Annotated in this window: 15 protein-coding genes and 1 pseudogene; 8 read left to right on the forward strand and 8 right to left on the reverse strand. The window is 69.3% G+C overall.

Annotated elements, in window-relative coordinates; genetic code table 11:
* Nucleotides 1-4 precede the first annotated feature (4 nt).
* The 5 genes from tpiA (at nucleotide 5) to J8M50_RS14235 (ending at nucleotide 3,719) form a co-directional block, all read left to right on the forward strand.
* Nucleotides 5-781, forward strand: coding sequence for a triose-phosphate isomerase (gene tpiA / locus J8M50_RS14215; RefSeq protein WP_010352470.1), 777 nt, complete (start codon nucleotides 5-7; stop codon nucleotides 779-781).
* Nucleotides 782-880: 99 nt separating this feature from the next.
* Nucleotides 881-1,117, forward strand: coding sequence for a preprotein translocase subunit SecG (gene secG / locus J8M50_RS14220; RefSeq protein ID WP_010352469.1), 237 nt, complete (start codon nucleotides 881-883; stop codon nucleotides 1,115-1,117).
* A 214-nt stretch (nucleotides 1,118-1,331) separates the two neighbouring features.
* Nucleotides 1,332-1,667, forward strand: coding sequence for an RNA polymerase-binding protein RbpA (locus J8M50_RS14225; protein ID WP_010352468.1), 336 nt, complete (start codon nucleotides 1,332-1,334; stop codon nucleotides 1,665-1,667).
* Nucleotides 1,668-1,822: 155 nt separating this feature from the next.
* Nucleotides 1,823-3,037, forward strand: coding sequence for an MFS transporter (locus J8M50_RS14230; RefSeq protein ID WP_050987183.1), 1,215 nt, complete (start codon nucleotides 1,823-1,825; stop codon nucleotides 3,035-3,037).
* A gap of 97 nt (nucleotides 3,038-3,134) precedes the next feature.
* Complete coding sequence (locus J8M50_RS14235) at nucleotides 3,135-3,719, forward strand: hypothetical protein (RefSeq protein WP_010352466.1); 585 nt, start codon at nucleotides 3,135-3,137, stop codon at nucleotides 3,717-3,719.
* A gap of 537 nt (nucleotides 3,720-4,256) precedes the next feature.
* Here the strand turns inward: J8M50_RS14235 and pgl are convergent.
* From pgl to tkt, 5 genes and pseudogenes are all read right to left on the reverse strand, one after another.
* Nucleotides 4,257-5,030, reverse strand: a complete 774-nt coding sequence (pgl, locus tag J8M50_RS14240; protein WP_010352465.1) for a 6-phosphogluconolactonase — start codon at nucleotides 5,028-5,030, stop codon at nucleotides 4,257-4,259.
* A 634-nt stretch (nucleotides 5,031-5,664) separates the two neighbouring features.
* A pseudogene (gene opcA, locus J8M50_RS14245) lies at nucleotides 5,665-6,589 on the reverse strand (glucose-6-phosphate dehydrogenase assembly protein OpcA); the annotation flags it as partial.
* The gene (gene zwf / locus J8M50_RS14250; protein WP_010352463.1) at nucleotides 6,586-8,109 is read right to left on the reverse strand and encodes a glucose-6-phosphate dehydrogenase; all 1,524 of its coding nucleotides are present in this window, start codon (nucleotides 8,107-8,109) and stop codon (nucleotides 6,586-6,588) included. The gene zwf and the pseudogene opcA, both read right to left, overlap by 4 nt.
* A 6-nt stretch (nucleotides 8,110-8,115) precedes the next feature.
* Nucleotides 8,116-9,234 (reverse strand): transaldolase, encoded by a 1,119-nt coding sequence (gene tal, locus J8M50_RS14255; RefSeq protein ID WP_010352462.1) that lies wholly within the window; start codon nucleotides 9,232-9,234, stop codon nucleotides 8,116-8,118.
* 38 nt (nucleotides 9,235-9,272) lie between these two features.
* Nucleotides 9,273-11,360, reverse strand: coding sequence for a transketolase (gene tkt, locus J8M50_RS14260; protein WP_010352461.1), 2,088 nt, complete (start codon nucleotides 11,358-11,360; stop codon nucleotides 9,273-9,275).
* A gap of 390 nt (nucleotides 11,361-11,750) precedes the next feature.
* Here tkt and J8M50_RS14265 point away from each other — a divergent pair, with 390 nt between their 5' ends.
* From J8M50_RS14265 to J8M50_RS14275, 3 genes are all read left to right on the forward strand, one after another.
* Nucleotides 11,751-12,704: a heme o synthase gene (locus J8M50_RS14265; protein WP_075661741.1), complete on the forward strand. Its 954-nt coding sequence runs from the start codon at nucleotides 11,751-11,753 to the stop codon at nucleotides 12,702-12,704.
* A gap of 45 nt (nucleotides 12,705-12,749) precedes the next feature.
* Entirely contained in the window at nucleotides 12,750-13,067 is a 318-nt protein-coding gene (locus J8M50_RS14270; protein WP_010352459.1) for a hypothetical protein, read from the forward strand.
* Nucleotides 13,068-13,177: 110 nt separating this feature from the next.
* Nucleotides 13,178-14,230: an amidohydrolase gene (locus J8M50_RS14275; RefSeq protein ID WP_010352458.1), complete on the forward strand. Its 1,053-nt coding sequence runs from the start codon at nucleotides 13,178-13,180 to the stop codon at nucleotides 14,228-14,230.
* On the opposite strand, the gene J8M50_RS14280 is transcribed toward J8M50_RS14275, so the two are convergent.
* The 3 genes from J8M50_RS14280 to J8M50_RS14290 form a co-directional block, all read right to left on the reverse strand.
* Nucleotides 14,227-15,234, reverse strand: a complete 1,008-nt coding sequence (locus J8M50_RS14280) for a COX15/CtaA family protein (protein WP_029183679.1) — start codon at nucleotides 15,232-15,234, stop codon at nucleotides 14,227-14,229. The genes J8M50_RS14275 and J8M50_RS14280 overlap by 4 nt on opposite strands.
* A 124-nt stretch (nucleotides 15,235-15,358) precedes the next feature.
* Nucleotides 15,359-16,129: an ABC transporter permease gene (locus J8M50_RS14285; protein WP_010352456.1), complete on the reverse strand. Its 771-nt coding sequence runs from the start codon at nucleotides 16,127-16,129 to the stop codon at nucleotides 15,359-15,361.
* Complete coding sequence (locus J8M50_RS14290) at nucleotides 16,126-17,049, reverse strand: ABC transporter ATP-binding protein (protein WP_010352455.1); 924 nt, start codon at nucleotides 17,047-17,049, stop codon at nucleotides 16,126-16,128. The genes J8M50_RS14285 and J8M50_RS14290 overlap by 4 nt, the downstream gene beginning before the upstream one ends.
* Nucleotides 17,050-17,089 lie beyond the last annotated feature (40 nt).

Consider the following 17,089-nt stretch of genomic DNA (forward strand, 5'->3'; position numbering starts at 1 on the left):
CTTCATGACCACCCGCACGCCGATCATGGCGGGCAACTGGAAGATGAACCTCAACCACCTTGAGGCCATCGCCCACGTCCAGAAGCTCGCGTTCGCCCTGGCCGACAAGGACTACGAGGCCGTCGAGGTCGCCGTCCTCGCCCCCTTCACCGACCTGCGCTCCGTGCAGACCCTGGTCGACGGCGACAAGCTGAAGATCACGTACGGCTCCCAGGACATCTCCGCGTACGACTCCGGCGCCTACACCGGCGAGATCTCCGGCCCCATGCTCGCCAAGCTGAAGTGCTCGTACGTCGCCGTCGGCCACTCCGAGCGCCGCCAGTACCACGCCGAGACCGACGAGATCGTGAACGCCAAGGTCAAGGCCGCGTTCAAGCACGGGATCACCCCGATCCTGTGCGTCGGCGAGGAACTCGACGTCCGCGAGGCCGGCAACCACGTCTCCCACACCCTCGCTCAGGTCGAGGGCGGGCTGAAGGACGTCGCCGCCGAGCAGGCCGAGACCGTCGTCATCGCCTACGAGCCCGTCTGGGCCATCGGCACCGGCAAGGTCTGCGGCGCCGGTGACGCGCAGGAAGTGTGCGCCGCGATCCGGGGCAAGCTCGCCGAGCTGTACGACCAGGAGCTCGCCGACAAGGTCCGCATCCAGTACGGCGGTTCCGTCAAGGCCGGGAACGTCGCCGAGATCATGGCGCAGGCCGACATCGACGGCGCGCTCGTCGGTGGCGCCTCCCTCGACGCCGACGAGTTCGTCAAGATCGTGCGCTTCCGGGATCAGTGAGTAGGCCGTAGCCGCGATCCGTCGTACCCTGACGGGGACCTTAGTGACTACCCGCTAAAGTCCCCGTCGTCATCCGCATCCGAGGAAGTTGGTCCAGCCGTGGTTCTGGGGTTCTCCATCGCCCTGATCGTCTTCAGCCTGCTGCTGATGCTGCTGGTGCTGATGCACAAGGGGAAGGGCGGCGGCCTCTCCGACATGTTCGGTGGCGGCATGCAGTCCTCCGTCGGCGGCTCCTCGGTCGCCGAGCGCAACCTCGACCGCATCACCGTCGTGGTCGGTCTGCTCTGGTTCGCCTGCATCATCGTCCTCGGCCTGATCATGAAGGCCAACAACTGAGCGGCGTCCCCCAGCACAATACGTACGCAAAGCCCCATGTTCGGTACGCGCTCCTTGGCGCGGCCTATCATGGGGCTTGCGTCTGTGTGCGGTAACTCCAATCACTGGACGCGCGTTGGGCCTTAGGCCGGTTGGTCTTACGTAGACTGAGCCGCTCGCAGTGGAGCGAAACGCCGACTCGCTTCGCGGCACCATCACGCAGGGAGTTACGACCGTGGCAAGTGGCAACGCGATCCGAGGAAGCCGGGTCGGGGCGGGGCCGATGGGCGAGGCCGAGCGGGGCGAGTCCGCACCCCGACTGCGCATCTCCTTCTGGTGCTCCAACGGGCATGAGACGCAGCCCAGTTTCGCGAGTGACGCACAGGTGCCGGATACGTGGGACTGTCCGCGGTGCGGGTTCCCTGCGGGGCAGGACCGGGACAATCCGCCGGCTCCGCCGCGGACCGAGCCGTACAAGACGCATCTGGCGTATGTGCGGGAGCGGCGTAGTGATGCTGATGGTGAGGCGATCTTGGCGGAGGCCCTTGCTAAGTTGCGGGGCGAGATTTAACCCACCGGGGTGCCGCGGTCTGTTGGTTTCGGGGCTGCGGCGCCGTTGTGGCTTGTCGCGCCCGCGCGGCGGTAGCCGCAAATAGATACAGCCCCGCGCCCCTAAAGGACTGGGGCTGAGGTCCGTTGTCAGTGGTGGGCTCTACCTTCTGAAGTATGAAGCGTGAGTTCTGGCAGTTGTGGTCTGCCGCTGTTGTGTCGCGGTTTGGGGATGCTTTGCGGAATACCGCTATGCCCTTGTTGGCTGTGCGGGTTACTGGTGATCCGTTGGTGATTGCTTCTGTTACCGCTTGTGGGTATGTGCCCTGGTTGTTGTTCGGGCTGGTGGGTGGGGCGTTGGCTGATCGGGTGGATCAGCGGCGGGCTATGTGGGCTGTTGATGTGGTGCGGGGGGTGTTGGTCGCCGGGTTTGCTGTGGTGGTGGCCTTGGGAGAGGCTTCTGTGGGGGTGTTGTTGGGGCTTGCCTTTGTGCTGACCACCCTTCAGACGTTGTTCGACAATGCTTCTACTGCTTTGCTGCCGTCGGTTGTCGAGCGGGATCAACTTGGCTCCGCCAACGCTCGGTTGATGACCGGTCAGCAAGTTGCCGGGGGGTTGGTGGCGGGGCCCGTTGTGCCGGTGCTCGTGTTGGTGGGGATGGCCGTGCCGTTCGTGGTGGACGCGGTCAGTTACTTCGTCGCCGCTGGGCTTGTCGCCTCGCTGCGGGTGCGGCCTGTCGCGCGGGAGGCGCGGGCCACGGGGAGCACGTTGCGCGGGGAAATCGCCGAGGGGATACGGGTGTTGTGGCGGGACCGGGTGCTGCGCGCCATCTGTACGGCCACGCTGTTGTGCAACATCGGGATGGGGGCGCTGATCGCGACCCTGGTTCTGGTCGTCACGCGGTGGCTGGACGCGGGGGACGCGGGGTTCGCCGCCGCCATGACCGCGTACTCCGTGGGGTCCATCGCCGGAGGGTTCCTCGCGCAGCGCGTTGCCCGGCGGTTCGGGCGGGCGCGGGCGCTGATGTGGGGCGGGACCGTTCAGCTCGTCTCCCTCGTGGCCATGGGGTCCGTACGGCATCTGGGCGCGCTGCTCGTGGGGATGGCGCTGCTCGGTGTGATGGGCATGGTGTGGAACGTCAACCAGGTGACGCTCATGCAGGAACGCAGCCCTGAGGGGCTGTTGGGGCGGATCGCCGCGGCGTTCCGTACGGCTTCCACCTCGGGGGCGCCGGTCGGTGCGCTGCTGGGCGGGGTGACCGCGAAGGCCTTCGGACTCAACGCGCCTGTCCTGTTCGCGGCCTTGCTGTTCCTGCTCGCGGTCGTCTCGTTGAGACCTGCGGCCAAGGCGGACGTACCTGTTGATGAGCTGGCGATGGCGACGAAGGTGTGATGATCGGGGGATGGAGTCTTCCGGGCCGTTCAACGTCCTTTCCCTTCGTCATGTCCCCGCGGATCCAGGGCCATGGCGGCCGAAGGCGCGCATCCGCTTGTCGGTCGACGGGGTGGATGTGGTGGAGGCGATCCACCCCGACAGCGATTCGAGTCTCTTGCACGAGATGATGATCGGCCCGCCGGAAACGTGGCCGCTGAGGGCCGATGCCGAACCTCGGCGGGTCGAGCTGTCGAACAACTTCTGCGAGACCGGTTGCTGTGGGGGCGTCTTCGTGACCATCCAGCGGTGTGGTGGCCTGGTGGTGTGGACGTGGGAGAACACGGACGACGACAGCCGGGTGCCGCTGCCGCCGGACTCCCGCTTCGACGCCGACCGGTACGACGCCGAGCTGGACCGCTTCGTCGCCGACCATGATTGGGAGGAGCCGGTCGACGCCGCCGCGCGTCTCTTGGCCCGCGAACTGGTCGCCCTCGACTGGCACCGGCGGTGGAACTGCTTGCCCCCGCCCTGGAGCCTCGGCGTCTCGGTCGGTGGCCGGGGCGAGGAAGCCCACGTCACGATGGAGTTCGTCGTGACGGGGCTGCGCAGCTACACCCTGTCCGTCACCGGGAACGAACCCGTCGAGGATCAGGTCCGTCGGTTCGTCGAGCGTATCGATGCCTCCGACCCGCGCGGCTGAGGGGCGGGTGCAACCCGTGGGGGTGTTCTCGCATCTGGAGGGGTGGCGGGAAATACTTCTTGGGAGGGGCTGCTGTGCGTGGGATCAGTAAAGGGCTGAGCGGGGTCGGGGTGGGGCTTGTTGTTGTGGCTCTGGCCGCTGGGCCTGCTTATGCCAAGGGGGATGTGTCCGTGGTGGCGCCCCGGGCGGTTGGTGTGGGGAAGGTCTTCAAGGTCAGTGCTCATGGGGATGACGATGCTGCTCAGTATTTGCGGATATGTCTTCAGGAGCGGAGTGGGAAAGCGGCCTGGCGGCAGGTGGGGTGTGGGGGTGTGGTTCGGCGGGGTGGGCCTGAGGGGCGGGTTGCTGTGCAGGTGAAGGGGGTTCGGCGTGGGGGGCTGGAGTTTCGGGCTGTCGTGTATGGGCTGAAGGGGCCCAAGGATCGGCATCCTGTGCGGTGGCGGATCTCTGATGTGGTGAGCGTTCGGGTGCGGTGAGTGGTGAGTGCGAAAGGCTGCGGGCCCCGTCTGTCACAGACGGGGCCCGCAGCCTTTGTTGTTACGCCGTCGCCGGTGGGTACAGCGCGCGCGGGAGTTGGGATGCCGCAGGGCGGTCCAGGAGCCAGAGCGTGCGGGCCAGGCCTCGGGCGCCTGCCGCCGGGGCCTGGATCTCGCCTGCGCCCGAGAGGGCGATCGCGGCGGCCTGAGCCTTGTCCTCGCCGGCTGCGAGGAGCCAGACCTCCTTGGCCGCCCGGATCGCGGGGAGCGTGAGGGTGACTCGCGTGGGCGGGGGTTTCGGGGCGCCTCGGACGCCCACCACCGTGCGGGTCTCCTCGCGGACCGCGGGGAGTTCGGGGAAGAGGGACGCCACGTGCGTGTCCGGTCCCACGCCCAGCATGAGGACGTCGAACGTCGGTACGTCGCCGTGGTCGGCCGACCTCGCCAGTTCCTCCGCGTACGCCTCCGCCGCCGCCTCCACGTCCGTCCCGTACTCGCCGTCCGACGCGGGCATCGCGTGCACGCGCTTCGGGTCGAGGGGGACGGAGTCGAGGAGGGCCTCGCGGGCCTGGGTGACGTTGCGGTCGGGGTCGCCCTCGGGGAGGAAGCGTTCGTCGCCCCACCACAGGTCGAGACGCGACCAGTCGATGGCGTCGCGCGCGGGCGCTGTCGCGAGCGCCGCGAGCAGGCCGTTGCCGTTGCGGCCACCCGTGAGGACGATCGACGCGCTGCCCTTCGAGGACTGCGCGTCGACGATCCGCGTGATGAGACGGGCCGCGGCGGCCTGCGCCATCAGCTCCTTGTCGCGGTGGACGACCAACTGGGGTGTGGTCATGGGGAGATGGCCTTCCTTACCGGCTGCGGCGCTTCGGCCGGTAGTACGGGAGCTTGCGCAGCCGCCGGGGGAGCGGGGGGAGTTCCTCCCCCTCCTGCGGGCTCGCCTGCTCCGGCAGCACCACTTTTTCGCGCTCCCTCGACGGAGGAGTCGGTCTTCGGGATGGCGACGGGATCGGCGAGTGCCGAGGCGGGGGGAGAAGAGGGAGCCGGCACGGAAGGCGAAGCCGAGCCCGAGGGGGAACCCGGCGTAGAACCCACGGCCGGCCTCAAGGCCGAAGCCGCAGCCGAATCCGAACGGGAACCCGGCGTCGAAGCCGAGCCTGTACCCGAGACGGCACCCGGAGCCGCGCCCGAGGCAGGACCCGCAGCCGAACCCGAGGTGGCACTCGGCGTCGAGCCCGAGGCTGAAGCCGCAGCCGAGCCCGAGAGGGAACCCGGCGCCGAAGCCGAAGCCGAAGCCCTGCCCGAGGCCGAACTCGACCCCGTGCCCGGCGTCGAAGCCGTGCCCGACCCCGACCCTGGTGTCGAACCCGAACCCGAACCCGAACCCGAGCCCGCCCCCGGCGTCAAAGTCGCAACCGACCCCGCCGCCGACGTCCGCGTCACCGGCGCCGGAAACGCCCTGGACACCGACGAGTTGAGCCGCTCCACCCCGAACCGCAGCGCAGACGCATACGTATCGTCCGGATCCAGCCGCCGCAACTCCTCCGCGATCAGATCGACCGTGTCCCGGCGCTTCAGAGCGACCGCCCGGTCAGGCTGGCCCTGGATCGACAAGGTCGCCACCGACCCGTCGGAACGGTCGAGGGCGATGGGCCCCACGTCCGTCGACAGGCGGACGGCGGTCAGCCCGGGGCCCGCGGAGAGCGTGCGGCGGACCGGCACGTCCAGACGGTCCGCCAGCCACATCGCCAGCAGCTCGCAGCTCGGGTTGAACTCCTCCCCCTCGACCTCGACGGCCGTCACCTCGCAGGTGACCTGGTCGAGAGCCGCGGCCAGCATCGAGCGCCAGGGCGTGATGCGGGTCCAGGAGAGGTCCGTGTCGCCGGGTGCGTACGTCTTCGCGCGGGCGGTCAGCTCGCGGACCGGCTGCTCGGCGGCGTACGCATCGGTGACCCGGCGCTGCGCGAGCGCGCCGAGCGGGTCGTTCGCCGGGTCGGCCGGTGCGGTGACCGGCCACCAGACGACGACCGGCGCGTCCGGCAGCAGCAGCGGCAGGACGACGGACTGGGCGTGGTCGGAGACCTCGCCGTGCAGCCGCAGGACGACGGTCTCGCCGGTCCCGGCGTCCGCGCCGAGCAGGATCTCCGCGTCGATGCGCGACTGCGTGCGGTCGCGCGGCGAGCGGGAGACACGCCGGATGACGACGAGCGTGCGCGAGGGGTGCTCGCGGGACGCGTCGCCGGCCGCCTTCAGGGCGTCGTACGCGTTCTCCTCGTCGGTGACGAGGACCAGGGTGAGGACCATGCCGACGGCCGGGGTGCCGATCTCGCGGCGGCCCTTGATCAGAGCCTTGTTTATCTTGCCGGCGGTGGTGTCCGTGAGGTCGATCTTCATGGCCGGCGCCAGCTCCGTCCCTCGCGTGCGAGCATCTCGTCCGCCTCGGCCGGACCCCAGGTGCCCGCCGGGTACTGCGGGGGCGTGCCGTGGGTGTCCCAGTACTCCTCGATCGGGTCGAGGATCTTCCAGGACAGCTCGACCTCCTCCGTGCGCGGGAAGAGGTTGGAGTCGCCCAGCAGGACGTCCAGGATCAGCCGCTCGTACGCCTCCGGGGACGACTCCGTGAAGGACTCGCCGTACGCGAAGTCCATGGACACGTCCCGGATCTCCATCGACGTACCCGGCACCTTGGAGCCGAAGCGGACCGTCACGCCCTCGTCCGGCTGGACGCGGATGACGATCGCGTTGGAGCCCAGCTCCTCGGTGGCCGTCGTGTCGAAGGGGGAGTGCGGGGCGCGCTGGAAGACGACCGCGATCTCGGTGACGCGGCGGCCGAGCCGCTTGCCGGTGCGCAGGTAGAACGGGACGCCCGCCCAGCGGCGGTTGTCGACCTCGACCTTGATCGCGGCGTACGTGTCGGTCTTCGACGCCTTGTCGATGCCGTCCTCTTCGAGGTAGCCGATGACCTTCTCGCCGCCCTGCCAGCCGGCCGCGTACTGCGCGCGGACGGTGTCGCGGCCGAGGTCCTTGGGGAGCTTGACCGCGCCCAGGACCTTGGTCTTCTCGGCGGCGAGCGCGTCCGCGTCGAAGGAGGCGGGCTCCTCCATCGCGGTCAGCGCCATCAGCTGGAGGAGGTGGTTCTGGATGACGTCGCGCGCCGCGCCGATGCCGTCGTAGTACCCGGCACGGCCGCCGATGCCGATGTCCTCGGCCATCGTGATCTGGATGTGGTCCACGAAGGACCGGTTCCAGATCGGCTCGAACATCGTGTTGGCGAACCGGAGCGCCAGGATGTTCTGGACGGTCTCCTTGCCGAGGTAGTGGTCGATGCGGAAGACCTGGTCGGGCGCGAAGACGTCCTCGACCGTCGCGTTCAGCTCCTCGGCCGACTTCAGGTCGTGCCCGAACGGCTTCTCGATGACGGCGCGCCGCCACGAGCCGCGCTTCTGGTCGGCGAGACCGTGCTTCTTCAGCTGCTGGATGACCACCGGGAAGGCGCCCGGCGGCACGGACAGGTAGAAGGCGAAGTTGCCGCCCGTGCCCTGTGCCTTGTCCAGCTCGTCGATGGTGGCGCGCAGCCGCTCGAACGCGTCGTCGTCGTCGAAGGTGCCCTGGACGAAGCGCATCCCCTGGATGAGCTGCTGCCAGACCTCCTCACGGAACGGCGTACGCGCGTGCTCCTTGACGGCGTCGTGGACCTCGGCCGCGAAGTCCTCGTGCTCCCACTCCCGGCGCGCGAACCCGACCAGGGAGAAACCCGGCGGAAGCAGGCCACGGTTGGCGAGGTCGTACACGGCGGGCATCAGCTTTTTACGTGACAAATCGCCCGTGACACCGAAGATGACAAGGCCCGACGGCCCCGCGATGCGCGGGAGCCGTCGGTCTGCCGGGTCACGCAGCGGATTGCTGCTCGACAAGTGAAATCAGCCCTCCGAAGGAGCGAGGCGCTCAAGCTCCGCCTCGGTCGACTTGAGCAGGTCGTTCCAGGACTCCTCGAACTTCTGGACGCCCTCGTCCTCAAGGAGCTGGACCACGTCGTCGTACGCGATCCCGAGCTTCTCCACCGCGTCGAGCTCGGCGCGAGCCTGCTCGTACGTGCCCGCGATGGTGTTGCCGGTGATCTGACCGTGGTCCTCGGTGGCCAGCAGGGTGGCCTCCGGCATGGTGTTGACGGTGTTCGGCGCGACCAGGTCGTCGACGTACAGGGTGTCCTTGTACGACGGGTCCTTCACGCCGGTCGACGCCCACAGCGGACGCTGCTTGTTGGCGCCCGCCTTCTCCAGGGCCGCCCAGCGGTCGGAAGAGAAGACCTCTTCGTACGCCTGGTAGGCGAGCCGCGCGTTGGCGAGTGCCGCCTTGCCCTTGAGGGCGAGGGCCTCGTCGGTGCCCAGCGCGGTCAGGCGCTTGTCGATCTCGGTGTCCACGCGGGACACGAAGAAGGACGCGACCGAGTGGATGCCCGCCAGGTCGATGCCCTTGGCCTTGGCCTTCTCCAGGCCCGCCAGGTAGGCGTCCATGACCTCGCGGTAGCGCGCGAGGGAGAAGATCAGCGTGACGTTGACGCTGATGCCGTGGCCGATCACCTCGGTGATCGCCGGGAGGCCCGCCTTGGTCGCCGGGATCTTGATCAGCGTGTTCGGGCGGTCCACCAGCCACGCGAGCTGCTTGGCCTCGGCGACCGTCGGTACCGTCTCGTGCGCGAGGCGCGGGTCGACCTCGATGGAGACCCGGCCGTCCTGTCCGCCGGACGCGTCGAAGACGGGGCGCAGGATGTCGGCGGCGTCACGGACGTCCGCCGTCGTGATCATGCGGATCGCCTCGTCGACGGTGACCTTGCGGGCGGCGAGGTCGGTGACCTGCTGCTCGTAGCCGTCGCCGGACGAGATCGCCTTCTGGAAGATCGACGGGTTGGTGGTGACGCCCACGACGTGCTGCTGGTCGATCAGCTCGGCGAGGTTGCCGGACGTGATCCGCTTGCGCGACAGGTCGTCCAGCCAGATCGCGACGCCCTCCTCGGAGAGGCGCTTCAGTGCGTCTGTCATGGAATTACATCTCCTACGTGCGTGGTCGTATAGGGGCGTCAGCGCTGGGCGGCGGCGACGGATTCCCGCGCCTTCGCAGCCACGTTCTCGGCAGTGAAGCCGTACTCCTGGAAGAGGACCTTGCCGTCGGCCGAAGCGCCGAAGTGCTCCAGGGAAACGATGCGGCCCGCGTCACCTACGTACTTGTGCCAGGTGAGACCGATACCGGCCTCGACGGAGACACGCGCCTTCACCGAAGCGGGCAGGACCTCCGCGCGGTACTCGGCCGTCTGCTCCTCGAACCACTCCACCGACGGCATCGAGACCACGCGCGTCGGCGTGCCCTCCGCCTCCAGCAACTCGCGCGCGGCGACGGCCACATGGACCTCGGAGCCGGTCGCGATGAGGATGACCTCGGGGGTGCCGGCGGACGCCTCGGTGTGGACGTACCCGCCCTTGACCGTGTCCTCGTTGGGCTCGTACGTCGGCACACCCTGACGCGTCAGCGCCAGGCCGTGCGGCGCCGAGACGCCGTACTCGCGCTTGCCGCGGCGCAGGATCTCGCGCCAGGCGATCGCGGTCTCGTTCGCGTCGGCCGGGCGGACGACGTTCAGGCCCGGGATCGCGCGCAGCGCGGCGACGTGCTCCACCGGCTGGTGCGTCGGGCCGTCCTCGCCGAGGCCGATCGAGTCGTGCGTCCACACGTACGTCACCGGCAGGTGCATCAGCGCGGACAGGCGCACGGCGTTGCGCATGTAGTCGGAGAACACGAGGAACGTGCCGCCGTAGATGCGGGTGTTGCCGTGCAGCGCGATGCCGTTCATCTCGGCGGCCATCGAGTGCTCGCGGATGCCGAAGTGGATCGTGCGGCCGTACGGGTCCGCCTCGGTGAGCGGGTTGTCCGCCGGGAGGAAGGAGGACGACGCGTCGATCGTCGTGTTGTTGGAGCCCGCGAGGTCGGCCGAGCCGCCCCACAGCTCCGGGATGACCGCGCCGAGCGCCTGGAGGACCTTGCCGGACGCGGCACGCGTCGCGACACCCTTGCCCGCCTCGAAGACCGGGAGCTTCTCCTCCCAGCCCGCGGGCAGCTCGCCCGCGTCGATGCGGTCGAACTCGGCGGCGCGCTCCGGGTTGTCGTCGCGCCACAGCTGGAACGACTTCTCCCAGTCGGCCTTCGCCTGCGCGCCGCGCTCCAGGGCGCCGCGCGTGTGCGCGATGACCTCGTCGGAGACCTCGAAGGACAGCGCCGGGTCGAAGCCCAGCACGCGCTTGGTGGCCGCCACCTCGTCGTCGCCGAGCGCCGAGCCGTGCGCGGCCTCGGTGTTCTGCGCGGTCGGGGCGGGCCAGGCGATGATCGAGCGCATCGCGATGAACGACGGCTTGTCCGTCACCTTCTTCGCGGCCTCGATCGCGTTGTAGATCGCGTGCGGGTCCAGGTCGCCGTCCGGCTTCGGGGCGACGCGCTGGACGTGCCAGCCGTACGCCTCGTACCGCTTGACGGTGTCCTCGGAGACGGCCGTCTCGGTGTCGCCCTCGATCGAGATGTGGTTGTCGTCCCACAGCAGGACCAGGTTGCCGAGCTTCTGGTGGCCCGCGAGGGAGGACGCCTCGGCGGAGATGCCCTCCTGGAGGCAGCCGTCACCGGCGATGGCGTACACGAAGTGGTCGAAGGGCGACTCGCCCGCCGGGGCCTCGGGGTCGAACAGGCCGCGCTCGTAGCGGGCGGCCATCGCCATGCCCACCGCGTTCGCGACACCCTGGCCCAGCGGGCCCGTCGTCGTCTCGACACCGGTGGTGTGGCCGTACTCCGGGTGGCCCGGGGTCTTCGAGCCCCAGGTCCGGAACGCCTTCAGGTCGTCCAGCTCCAGGCCGAAGCCGGCCAGGTACAGCTGGGTGTAGAGAGTGAGGGACGAGTGGCCGGCGGACAGCACGAAACGGTCGCGCCCGACCCAGTCGGCGTCGGCGGGGTCGTGCCGCATCACCTTCTGGAAGAGGGTGTACGCGGCCGGCGCGAGGCTCATCGCCGTACCCGGATGGCCGTTCCCGACCTTCTGTACGGCATCGGCGGCCAGGACGCGGGCGGTGTCGACGGCCCGCTGGTCCAACTCGGTCCAGTCGAGGTCTGTGGTGGTCGGCTTGGTGCTCACCCTGGGTCAGGGCTCCTCTCCACATGTTCGGTTCACCGGCTGCTCGGGCAACGCGCCCACCGGCTGCCGGTGCACGGGGGGCCCACCGGCCGTTGTCGAGCCTACCCCCGTAAGTACGTGCGGTTTCTCCCGTCCGTCCAGACTGCCGGGAGTCTTCGGGATCCGCCTCTCGACCGGGTTCCCGGGGCTCGGCATCTGAATACGGAGCGCGTCATCCGAGCACTCAAACGAGCCGTCGTGCGCCCGTTCTGTCCCCCCTCCCGGTAGCCCTTCCAACACGGGGTACCCCCGCGAAGGCCGAGGTATGGGCAACGTCTACAGTGGCGTGGTACGCGCGAGCCTTTACCGGGACTTCACACGGGGAGGCTTGCTGGGATATCTCTTTCAGGGGTGTGCGTGACGGCCGTCGAATCCCGTCCAGCGGGGGTTACCGGTGCGAGCCAGAGCCCGGTGCACCGGCCGTTCGGGGCCCGTGTCAAAGCGTTCGTGGCGCTGACCAAGCCGAGGATCATCGAGCTGCTCCTCATCACCACCGTTCCGGTGATGTTCCTGGCGCAGCAGGGGGTTCCCGACCTCGGGCTCGTCCTCATCACCTGCTTCGCCGGCTACCTGTCCGCGGGCGGCGCGAACGCGCTCAACATGTACATCGACCGCGACATCGACGCGCTCATGGACCGCACCTCGCAGCGTCCGCTGGTCACCGGCATGGTCTCGCCGCGCGAGTGCCTCGCCTTCGGGATCGCGCTCGCGGTCGGCTCGACGCTGCTGTTCGGGCTCGCCGTCAACTGGCTGTCCGCGTGGCTCGCCCTCGGGGCGCTCCTCTTCTACGTCGTCGTCTACACGATGATCCTCAAACGGCGTACCTCCCAGAACATCATCTGGGGCGGCATCGCGGGCTGTATGCCGGTCCTCATCGGCTGGACCGCCGTCACCGACTCGCTCGCGTGGGCGCCGGTCATCCTCTTCCTCGTCATCTTCTTCTGGACGCCGCCGCACTACTGGCCGCTGTCCATGAAGGTCAAGGACGACTACGCGCGCGTCGGTGTGCCGATGCTGCCGGTCGTCGCCTCCAACAAGGTCGTCGCCCGGCAGATCGTCATCTACAGCTGGGTGATGGTCGGCGTCTCCCTGCTGCTGACGCCGCTCGGCTACACCGGCTGGTTCTACACGGTCGTCGCGCTCGCCGCCGGTGGCTGGTGGCTGTGGGAGGCGCACGCCCTCCAGAACCGGGCCAAGGCCGAGACCGAGGGGGCCAAGCTCAAGGAGATGCGGCTGTTCCACTGGTCGATCACCTATGTCTCGCTGCTGTTCGTCGCCGTCGCCGTGGACCCCTTCCTCCACTGATCCGTTCCTTGCCGGTGTTTCCTACCCGCCGGTAGCATCCGGGTTATGGCAGACACGAAGACGCAGGACCGGCAGGACCGTACGGCGGCGAAGCTCGCCAAGCGCATCGGTACGTTCGCGAAGGCGCACGGCGGTGCGGAGGGACAGGTCGCGTACATCGGGCAGCGCGGGGCGCGGATCGTCCTCGTGGGCGCGGACGGCGGGTGGGGTGACGTGGTCGCCCCCTCATACGACGTCGCCGTGGCCGCCGTCGAGAAGGCCGGGATCACCCGTCACGAGGAGTTCGACGGGGAGTTCGCGGCGAAGGTGCAGACGGGGCCGTACGAGTGGAAGCGGATGGCCGGGATCCAGATCGGCGGCTGAGGCTTCCCGGGGCGCGCGGTCTTTTTCGGGTGCCTCCCGCGTCAACCGCGACCTGACGCACGCCTCTCCCGTTAACCCCTGTAAGGCGACGCCACCTACAGGGAGACCGGATGATCGAGACGCCGTCCCTGGTGGACCAGTACTGTCACGGCGTGCTCCGGACCGAACTGGGTCTGGGGACGTTCGAGGCGCGGCTCGCGGACACGGACGGGCCGCCCGCCTCCGGTACGACCCTCTTCGACACCCAGACCGGCTTCGCCGTACGCCGCTGGTGTCCGCCCGCGCTGGACCTGGAACCCCACTGCCCGCCCGCGCGTTATCTGGCCAGGCGGCGTGAGCTGGGGGTGCTGGAGGCGGGGCGGCGGCTGCTGCGGGGGTCGGGGGTGACGACGTTCCTCGTCGACACCGGGGTGCCGGACGACCTCACGCAGCCCCCTGAACTCGCCGCGACCGCCGACGCCGAGGCGCGCGAGATCGTCCGCCTCGAACTCCTCGCGCAGCAGGTCGCGGACACGTCCGGGACGGTCGAGGGGTTCCTCTCCAACCTCGCGGAGTCCGTGCACGGCGCCGCCGCGAACGCGGTCGCCTTCGCCGCTGCGGGACACATCGTCGCGCCGGAGCCTCCCGACGCCGGGGAGGTGCGGGGCGCGGCCGGCCGCTGGCTCGCGGGCCGACGCGTCGGGGACGCGGTCCAAGACCCCGTCCTCCTGCGCCACCTGCTGTGGATCGCCCTCGCCTCGGGGCGCCCGCTGCAACTGCGGGTGGGGCCGGTGCTGCCGGTGGACCTCATCCGTACGACGTCGGGGCTGGGGACGGATCTGGTCCTGCTCCACGCGTATCCCCGGCACCGGGAGGCCGCCCACCTCGCGGCGGCGTACCCCCATGTGTACGTCGACTGCGGGACGGCGTTCCTGCACACGGGCGCCCGCGCGGCGACCGTCCTCGCGGAGACCCTGGAACTGGCCCCGTTCGGCAAGGTCCTCTACTCCAGCGGGGCTCGCGCACTGCCGGAGCTGCACCTTGTCGCCGCGCGGCTGTTCCAGGAGGCGGTGGCGCGGGTGCTCGGGGGGTGGGTCGCCGAGGGGGCCTGGCTGTTGGGGGATGCGCAGCGGGTGGCGGGGATGCTGGCTTCCGGGAACGCCCGTCGGGTGTACGGGGTTTAGGCGCGGGTCGGGATCGCGTTCGCCGTCGGGGTGGGGAGGGTGACCTCGTCGTACGGGCGTTCCCGCAGGGACAGCAGGACCCTCAGGACCCAGATCCAGGTCACCGTCGAGCCGAACATGTGGGCGCCGACCAGGATCTCGGGGAGGTTCGTGAAGTACTGGACGTAGCCGATCGCACCTTGCGCCAGCAGGATCAGGAACAGTTCCCGGGTCCTGTTCAGGGGGGGCTTCGGGGCGTCCACCGCCTTCAGGACGAACCACAGGGCGAACGTCAGGGTTACGACGATCCAGGCCAGTACCGCGTGCAGCTTCGCGATCATCTCCCAGTCGATCCGGATGCGCTCGACCTCGCTGGAGTCGCCCGCGTGGGGGCCCGCGCCGGTGACGATCGTGCCGATCGCGATCAGCAGCGCCGAGGCGATGACCAGGGACCACACGAGCTGCTGGACCGCCTTGCCCACGACCGGGCGGGGGGCCTCGTCGCCCTCCCTCGTGCGCTGCCACATCACCGTCGCCACGGCGATCAACGCCGAGGAGAGGAGGAAGTGGGCCGCCACCGTGTACGGGTTCAGGCCGACGAGTACGACGATGCCGCCCAGCACCGCGTTGCTCATGACCACCCAGAACTGGGCCCAGCCGAGGCGGGTGAGGGACCTGCGGTACGGCTTCTCCGACCTCGCGGCGATGATCGCCCAGCCGACTGCCGCGCACAGGACGTACGTCAGCATGCGGTTGCTGAACTCGATCGCTCCGTGCAGGCCCATTTCGCTGGTTGCCGTCAGGGAGGTGTCCGTGCACTTCGGCCAGGTCGGGCAGCCGAGGCCGGAGCCGGTGAGTCTGACTGCGCCGCCGGTGACCACGATGACGACGGACATGATGAGCGCGGCGAGGGCTGCGCGCTGGACCGTTCGGGGGGTTGGGGTCCAGCGGGCTGCGATGTAGGCGAGGGGGTTGCGCAGGGCGGCTGCGGCGTCGGCGGGGGTCAGGTTCGGCACGGGGTCCATCGTAGGGGCGGGCTTGTGCATGCGTTCACGAGGGGGGCGGGTGCGGGTTTCGTTGTGGCTGGTCGCGCAGTTCCCCGCGCCCCTAAGTTAGTGGGGGTGGCTGTTTGTTGTTGGGTGCGGGTGTCTACTCCCAGCGGAAGAAACGGCCCGCCGCCGCCAAGCCTGCTACCGACCATGCCGCCAGGATGCCCAGGTTTGACCATGGGACTCCTGCTCCGTGTTGGAGTACGTCTCGGAGGCCGTCTGAGAGGGCTGAGATCGGTAGGAGAGACAAGACGTCCTGTGCTGCTTGCGGGTATTTGTCCATCGGGACTATTACGCCGCCGCCTACCAGGAGCAGCAGGAAGACCAGGTTCGCCGCCGCCAGCGTTGCTTCCGCCTTCAGCGTGCCTGCCATCAACAGGCCCAGGCCCGAGAACGCTGCCGTGCCGAGGATCAGCAGGAGGAAGACCGTCAGCGGATTGCCTTGCGGGGACCAGCCCATGGCCAAGGCGATTGCCGTTACCAGGAGTACCTGGAGGATCTCCGTCACCAGCACCGATGCCGTTTTCGCCGTCATCAGTGCCCAGCGCGGGAGCGGGGACGATGCCAGGCGCTTCAGGACTCCGTATCTGCGTTCGAAGCCTGTAGCGATCGCCTGGCCTGTGAAGGCTGTGGACATGACCGAGAGGGCCAGGATGCCGGGGGTCAGGAAGTCGATCGACTTGCCCTTGCCCGTGTCGATGATGTCCACCGAGCTGAAGAGGACCAGGAGGAGGGTGGGGATGATGACCGTGAGGAGGAGTTGCTCGCCGTTGCGCAGGAGCATCTTCGTCTCCAGGGCCGCCTGTGCCGCGATCATGCGGGGGAGGGGGGCCGCCCCGGGGCGGGGGGTGTATGCGCCGGTCGCGGTCATGCCCGCAGCTCCTTGCCGGTCAGTTCCAGGAAGACGTCCTCCAGCGTGTGGCGTTCGACCGAGATGCGGTCCGGCATCACGCCGTGCTGTGCGCACCAGGAGGTGACCGTCGCGAGGAGTTGGGGGTCGATCTTGCCGGTGATCCGGTAGGAGCCGGGCGTGAGTTCGGCGGCGGCGGAGTCCGTGGGGAGCGCCTTGAGCAGTGAGCCGACGTCCAGACCGGGGCGGCCGGTGAAGCGGAGGGTGTTCTCGGCGCCGCCCTTGCACAGGGTCTCCGGGGAGCCCTGCGCGATGACCTTCCCGGCGTCGATGATCGCGACGTCGTCGGCGAGCTGCTCGGCCTCGTCCATGTGGTGCGTCGTGAGGATGACGGAGACGCCGTCGTCGCGCAGGTCCCGTACGAGGTCCCAGGTGGCGCGGCGGGCCTGGGGGTCGAGGCCGGCGGTGGGCTCGTCGAGGAAGACGAGTTCCGGGCGGCCGACGACGGCCATGGCGAGCGCGAGGCGCTGTTGCTGGCCGCCGGAGAGGCGGCGGTAGGTGGTCCGGCCGCAGCTGCCGAGGCCGAGCCGGTCGATGAGCGCGTCCACGTCGAGGGGGTGCGCGTGGAGTTTCGCCATGTGCCGGAGCATCTCGTCGGCGCGCGCACCGGAGTACACGCCCCCCGACTGCAGCATCACGCCGATCCGGGGCTTCAGCTCGGCGGCCCCGGCGACAGGGTCGAGCCCCAGCACGCTCACCGTCCCGCCGTCCGCCCGCCGGTACCCCTCGCACACCTCGATCGTCGTCGTCTTCCCCGCGCCGTTGGGTCCCAGCACGGCGGTGACACCGGCCAGGGCCACCAGATCGAGGCCGTCCACCGCGGTCTTGGTGCCGTACCGCTTCACCAGGGCCCGGACCTGGACGACAGGCTCACTTCGCATGAGAGACGAGTCTAGGGAGCCGGGGAGGGGTTCGGGCGCC

Origin of the sequence: Streptomyces acidiscabies (genome assembly GCF_020010905.1) — a bacterium.
Taxonomy (GTDB): domain Bacteria; phylum Actinomycetota; class Actinomycetes; order Streptomycetales; family Streptomycetaceae; genus Streptomyces; species Streptomyces acidiscabies.

Coding starts and splice junctions, on each gene's coding strand:
- tpiA (WP_010352470.1), top strand. CDS start 5: ATGACCACCCGCACGCCGATCATGGCGGGCAACTGGAAGATGAACCTC.
- J8M50_RS14230 (WP_050987183.1), top strand. CDS start 1,823: ATGAAGCGTGAGTTCTGGCAGTTGTGGTCTGCCGCTGTTGTGTCGCGG.
- pgl (WP_010352465.1), bottom strand. CDS start 5,030: ATGACCACACCCCAGTTGGTCGTCCACCGCGACAAGGAGCTGATGGCG.
- tal (WP_010352462.1), bottom strand. CDS start 9,234: ATGACAGACGCACTGAAGCGCCTCTCCGAGGAGGGCGTCGCGATCTGG.
- J8M50_RS14270 (WP_010352459.1), top strand. CDS start 12,750: ATGGCAGACACGAAGACGCAGGACCGGCAGGACCGTACGGCGGCGAAG.
- J8M50_RS14275 (WP_010352458.1), top strand. CDS start 13,178: ATGATCGAGACGCCGTCCCTGGTGGACCAGTACTGTCACGGCGTGCTC.
- J8M50_RS14280 (WP_029183679.1), bottom strand. CDS start 15,234: ATGGACCCCGTGCCGAACCTGACCCCCGCCGACGCCGCAGCCGCCCTG.
- J8M50_RS14285 (WP_010352456.1), bottom strand. CDS start 16,129: ATGACCGCGACCGGCGCATACACCCCCCGCCCCGGGGCGGCCCCCCTC.
- J8M50_RS14290 (WP_010352455.1), bottom strand. CDS start 17,049: ATGCGAAGTGAGCCTGTCGTCCAGGTCCGGGCCCTGGTGAAGCGGTAC.